This window comes from Knoellia aerolata DSM 18566, from assembly GCF_000768695.1.
Taxonomy (GTDB): Bacteria; Actinomycetota; Actinomycetes; order Actinomycetales; family Dermatophilaceae; genus Knoellia; species Knoellia aerolata.
The window spans coordinates 1-4,010 of sequence record NZ_AVPL01000114.1 but is presented as its reverse complement, the minus strand read 5'-3'; the positions used below and the strand labels follow the sequence as shown (position 1 = coordinate 4,010).

The 4,010-nt window shown below is 65.5% G+C and carries 2 protein-coding genes; both read right to left on the bottom strand.

The features are described 5' to 3' along the window. Positions 1 to 199: 199 nt before the first annotated feature. Positions 200 to 1,954, bottom strand: coding sequence for a hypothetical protein (locus tag N801_RS18670; protein WP_035940818.1), 1,755 nt, complete (start codon positions 1,952 to 1,954; stop codon positions 200 to 202). A gap of 38 nt (positions 1,955 to 1,992) precedes the next feature. Continuing rightward, positions 1,993 to 3,189 (bottom strand): hypothetical protein, encoded by a 1,197-nt coding sequence (locus N801_RS18665; protein ID WP_035940817.1) that lies wholly within the window; start codon positions 3,187 to 3,189, stop codon positions 1,993 to 1,995. Positions 3,190 to 4,010 lie beyond the last annotated feature (821 nt).

The following is a 4,010-nucleotide window of genomic DNA, read 5'->3' as shown; positions in this document are numbered from 1 at the left end:
CCTATCGGTGCAGCAGTCCCCTTGGACGGTTTCGTGAGTGCGGGTTCGGGCCCGCCTGTCCGAGGGTGGGGCCGTCTGAGGACCAGCGTTTTGAGGGTGTTTTGGATTGGCGTTTTGCGTCAGCGGGTATCGCTTGCGTGGGGACGCCAAAGGGCCGGGACCGCTACACGCGGTTCCGGCCCTTTCAGGGGTTGGGTGGTTAGGCGGCTGCGAGGAGGTTGTCGCGGCGGGCCTTGATGTGGGCGCGGGCTTCTTTGGGGATCTGGCCGTTGTTGCGGCGGATGGCGGCATGCCAGGCGCCTTGGGCTTTGAGGTTGGCGGTGGCGACGCCGAGCGCGATGGTGATGGTGATGTTGGGGTTGCGGCGGGCGTAGACGCTCCGGTCTTGGAGGTGTCCACCTTCGCTGCGGGTGAGGTAGGCGTTGAAGCCTTCGTCGCGGGACCGGTTGGATGCCATCCAGTCGGCGTGCTCCCAGGATCCGGCCATGAGCGGCTGGTACTGGCGGTACTGCTCGGGGGTGAGGGTGAGGGTGGTGTATTGGGAGCGGCAGACCTTGGGCGGGTGGTCGAACGGTGCGTCGGTGCCGATCTCGGGGAGGTGTTGCTTGGTGGGGTCGGTGTAGTGGTCTTGGCCCAGGAGGGGGCAGCGGATCTTGCCTGCGGCGGCGGGGCACTGGACTTGGAGTTTGATGACGGTGGGGGCGGGGGCGGCTCCTGCTTTGGGTCGTCCGGCAGGACGAAGGACTTCGATCTTGGGGTGGCCGTTGAGTGGCATGGTGCGTGCGGCGATGGCGGCTTCCTGCTTTGCGAAGGCGCGGAGGGTGGCGAGGTCGGCGTCGTCTCCTGGGGGGTTGAGGATGGTTTGCTGGGTGAGGCGGTGGGCGCCGGGGCAGAGGATGGCGCTTTTGAACAGGTAGGGGCCGGAGTCGTTGCCGGTGGGGTCGGCGGCGGGTCCGAGGTCGCGGAAGTGCCGTTCGTTCTTGGGCAGGTTCATCAGGAGGGTGTAGCCGCGCTTGAGGGCGTTGACGTTGAAGCCGGTGCTGCGGCTGTAGCCCATGTCGGTGACGAGGTACTGGCGGTCCTTGTGTCCTTTGTTGGGGCGGAGGTTGCGTTCGGTCATGGCGTCGATGCAGTTGAGCGCTGCTGCGACGTTTCCGGCGGTTGCTTGCTGGACATCGATGGCGAGGCAGAGTGTGGGGACGCGGTTTTCGTAGGGGCGGGAGGTGGAGATGATGCGGGTCAGGCCGACGTGCCAGCCTTTGCCGACGCGGTTCTGTTTGGGGTACCAGGAGGCCATGGGTGCGCCGCCGTGCTTGCTGCGGGACGTGTCGGCGAAGTACTGGTAGGAGTTTGTGGCGGTGTTGACGACGTGTTCGTCGATCGCGATGTCTCCGCGCCAGCCGTCGAGGATGGTGGGGTCGATGGTGGCGGCGATCAGGTCGTTGACGAGGGTGCGGCGGCGGTCGGTCTGGTCCTTGAGGTTGAGTGAGGCGGCGGCGCGTGCGGTCTTGGCTTCGTCCTTGGTGTGGCGACGGTTGGCGGGCATTGGGGTGTCGTCGATGGGGGCGAACATTGTCTTGATGAAGTCCCAGAGCCGTTGGTATTCGGCGCGTTCGGCGCGTTCGTTGGTGGCGATGGCGTGGATGCGCTGTGGGGTGCGAAGGTCTCCCATTCCGATCTTGGCGAGTTGGGCGTCGTTGTAGTCGAACCAGATCGTCTTGAAGAGTTCGGCGACGGACATGGGGCGCTCTGCGTAGGCGATCTGGAACATGACGATGAGGACGCCGCGAACGGTGTAACTGCCGTACTTTCGGGGTGCTCCTGCGGCGCTTTTGGGCTGTGCCCAGCCTGTGAGGGTGGGGGCGATGTTGGACTTGTCGATGATTGGGATGATGCGGTCGAGGACGCCGTCGATGTTGGTGGGGCGGATCCGGCCGCGGATGCTGGCGATCATGGCTGGTGTGGTTTCCGTTCTGGGTGAGGGGGGCGGGGTCAGTTGGGGCGGGCGGCGGAGACGTCGGCGATGGCTGTGGTGATCGCTGGGGCTTTGATGTGTCCGAGGAGGTCGGTTGGGGTGTTGTTGCCGGGGTGGATTCCGGCGATGAAGCAGACGGTCGAGTAGGGGATGGCGCTGGTGAGGAGGGCGCTGAGCCACGTGTTGCGTGCGCGGATTGCGCGGAAGCCCTGTAGTCCGGGGTGGCGGTCGGCGCGAACGCGGATGCGGGTGATGACGTTGGTGCGTTGACTGATTCCGGGTGTGAGGAGGTATCCCTTGGTGTCCTTGAGGGCCAGCAAGCGGGTGGCGGCGTCTCCGAAGACCGGGACCTCGCGGACTACTCCGTCGGCGTCGGGGACGGTGATGAGGGTGACGCCCAGGAACTCGGAGATCCAGAACCCTTCCGCCTGAACGGCTTCAGAGGACCGGAGGCCTGCTTCGCCGGTGAGGTCAAGGAGGAGGGTGAGGTCCTCTTTGAGGGTCTGGTCGTTGAGGGCCGTGACGCGGGAGCGGAGGTTGGTCCATTCGGTGGGGCTGTATGGGCGCAGGGACTTGGACCGGCCGAAGGTGCGCTTCTTTGCGGTGTGTCCCGCACCGGCACGGATCCGGTGGAGGGCGGAGCGGACGGTGGCGGCGCTCTTGAGGCTGATCTCGTCGCGGCGGTCGTGGAAGTACTGGGCAATCCACCGGTCAGTCAGGTGCTCGTTGGGATCGAACCGGCCCTCCTTGGCGTGCATGTACGCGGCGTAGTGGTAGATGTGCGACAGCAGGGAGTTGTCGGACCGACGAGTCACGTATGGGACGGCCAGCATGAGCGCGACGACTGCGTCCTTGACGTCTTGGCGCACCGTCACGGCGATCTGCGGGCAGTATTTGCGGAGGTGCTCTTCGCGGTCGAGGTCGATGGCGACCTCGACGCCTGCGGGGCTCTCAACGTTGGCCGGGGCGGCGTTCCCTGCGTCATCGGTGGTGACAGACCCGCCCTGATTCGCGACGCACCCAGTGTCCTGCTCGGTCTCGGCCGAGGTGGGAGGGGTCGCGGCGGTTGCGGGCTCGGTCGGCTGCGGGTCTTGGTAGTGACCGGCGGCCCGGTCGAGGACTGCGCGAGCGTCGGCTCCGAAGACGCGGCGGGCTGAGTCGACCCGTCCGATCCGTCCGACCGAAGTCTTGGACGTGTCCGGGAGCGGTTCCATACTGGGTGACGAAGACATCGGGTGGGCCTGTTCTGTGAGACATCCGGTGAGGTTCGAGGTGGTGCTCGAACCATTGGCTGGCTTGCTTCGGTGAGCGGGCCGGGATTGAGGGGCGCCTGGCAGCGCCCCTCTTTCCATGTCCTTGCATGTAGCGCATCTGCTACATGCAACGTACGGGCGTCGTTGCCTGCACTCAATGGGCCGGTACGAACTCCACGTCTGAAATTCGTGCGGCCCACCGGGACTGTCTGTGGCTCGCATTGCTCGGGGCGGGAGCCCCTTGCTCACAGGACTAGGTTCGGATTTGCTCCAGACAGGTCCGTCCTGCCGCTGACAAGAACTCTTATCTGCGCAGGTGGCGGGTAGGATCGCGGGATGTCTCGTGGTTCGGACGGATTGCCTGCGGAGCGCACTTGTCGATCTCAGGCATGCCAGGCCGCGGTGGCGACGCCCCGCAGTCTTTACTGCACGCCATGCGCCAAAGCGCGGTTGCGGAGACAGAACCGCGAAGCCCAACGGGTATGGCGGGCACGAACTCGCGGGGAGTATCTCCGCCCGGGCCACTACTACATCTCCCGTGCAGTTGATCTGCGACGCAAGGTCGACGAGGCCCAGAAGGCGTTGGAGTCCGGCGAGTTGACCATTCTGGGCATCAAGAGGCTCATAGCGGCCGCGGATGAGGCGGCGAAGGCGATGGAGCGAGACATCGCAAGAGATGAAACGCGACGACGGTTGCCCAAGACAGGGCGCTCATAGCGCCCGAACACGGGCAGCGAGCCACACGCTCTTCGTGATTGCGTCCCGTGGGTTGGTGGGCTTTC

Bases quoted from the DNA above. Each gene is read 5' to 3' on its own strand.
- N801_RS18670 (WP_035940818.1), bottom strand. From the start codon at position 1,954: ATGATCGCCAGCATCCGCGGCCGGATCCGCCCCACCAACATCGACGGC.
- N801_RS18665 (WP_035940817.1), bottom strand. From the start codon at position 3,189: ATGGAACCGCTCCCGGACACGTCCAAGACTTCGGTCGGACGGATCGGA.